Source organism: Streptomyces sp. NPDC002130 (assembly GCF_040296465.1).
Classification (GTDB): domain Bacteria; phylum Actinomycetota; class Actinomycetes; order Streptomycetales; family Streptomycetaceae; genus Streptomyces.
Genome location: NZ_JBEOXI010000866.1, coordinates 1 through 1,391, shown reverse-complemented (window position 1 = coordinate 1,391; position 1,391 = coordinate 1). Strand labels below are relative to the sequence as shown.

General features: G+C 61.7%; 2 protein-coding genes. Both read left to right on the top strand.

Annotated features, from left to right (window positions below):
- Positions 1-195: 195 nt before the first annotated feature.
- Positions 196-822 (top strand): hypothetical protein, encoded by a 627-nt coding sequence (locus tag ABT116_RS46450; RefSeq protein ID WP_003944273.1) that lies wholly within the window; start codon positions 196-198, stop codon positions 820-822.
- Positions 823-1,196: 374 nt separating this feature from the next.
- Positions 1,197-1,391: hypothetical protein (locus tag ABT116_RS46445; protein WP_351647267.1), on the top strand; the 195-nt coding region annotated here is incomplete at its 3' end.

Here is a 1,391-nt window from a genome sequence, read left to right as displayed (position 1 = left end):
AGTCCCTGAAGAACGCGGTCACTCCGGACGAGATCTGCGCCGAGTACGGAGCCGACACGCTGCGCCTGTACGAGATGGCCATGGGCCCGCTGGACCCAACACCGCGTGGCCCGACCCAGCAGGATGGAGAGTCACAGCCGACTACACACAACCCGGAACCCCCTGCAGCGCCGGAAGCTTCTAGGAGACAACAACATGACCCACAACACAATCCGACGAACCACAGCAGCAGCCCTCGCCGCCGCAGCCCTACTAGCCGCCGTCGCAGCCTGTTCCGACAAAACCGACGACCCCAACGTCACCCTCACCTCCACCGCAGACCCCGCATTCGGTGGCCCAGACGGCACAGCCACAGCCAAGACACCAGATGAACAAGCACGTGCCCAGGCGCTCGCCAAGGTGAACGACTACTACGCGCTGTTGGGGAGTGTAGAAGCAGATCCCGCCGCATCGACAGATGCGATCAGCACTGTTGCTGCAGATCCGGTCCTGTCGGGACAGGTCGGAAACATCACTCTCCGGCGTTCGCAAGGAATCACCAGTACTGGAGCGATAACTGTTGTCAATTCCTCGGTTTCGGATCTCGAGGTTCCTGTTGACGAGAACGGAAAGCCTAGGACCGAGCCGGCGTGGGTACATGTGCAAGCTTGCACGGATATCTCGGGTTGGGAGAACAAATACCAGGACGGAACCAGTGCAATGAAGCCCGACCGTGGGCAGTTCGAGTCCACCGCGATCACTGTCCGAAACCCTGAGTGGCCAGACGCGAATGGCTGGCGGGTTACAAGTCAAACAGTTGAGAAGGTGTCATCATGCGGCTAGCAATGAGAGCATTCGTCACTGCGGCACTCGTTTGCGGAGTGGTGGTTACGGGCGGTAGTCAGTCCTCATTCGCCCAGCCCGGTGTGGGAGGGGCCGGCTCCGATGTGTTCGTAACGCCTGGTGGCGCGAACGTCACTGTCGGTGGTGGTTACATCAGCGCGCCCTCGGGCGGCGGTGGCGGGGCCGGTAATGCTGGTGGCGCGGGCAACGCCGGTGGTGGCGGTGGTGGTGCAGGGACGAGCGGCGGTGGTGCCGCCGCTGCAGCGAATAATGGACCGGCTGTACTTGAACGTCGCAGCTGCAGCAATCTCCGAAACAACTGTGACGCTGCGCCAGCCGCACCAGGGATTGATGTTCCTCCGACACCACCGTCGATGGCGGAGATCATGAATACCGTGTCGATGGCTGTCACCGCGATGCAGTTGGAGAAGCCTGAGATGTGCATGACACCCGAGCCTGCAAATTCTCCTGGCGGCCGAACCGGTCTCGTAGGGCGCGAGGCGTGGATCTATTTCTGCCCCAACGGAGCATCGACGAGACCCGCTCAAATCGGGCCCGTAAACAGGGTC

Excerpts from the sequence above, each read along its gene's own strand:
- ABT116_RS46450 (WP_003944273.1), top strand. The coding sequence starts at position 196 with ATGACCCACAACACAATCCGACGAACCACAGCAGCAGCCCTCGCCGCC.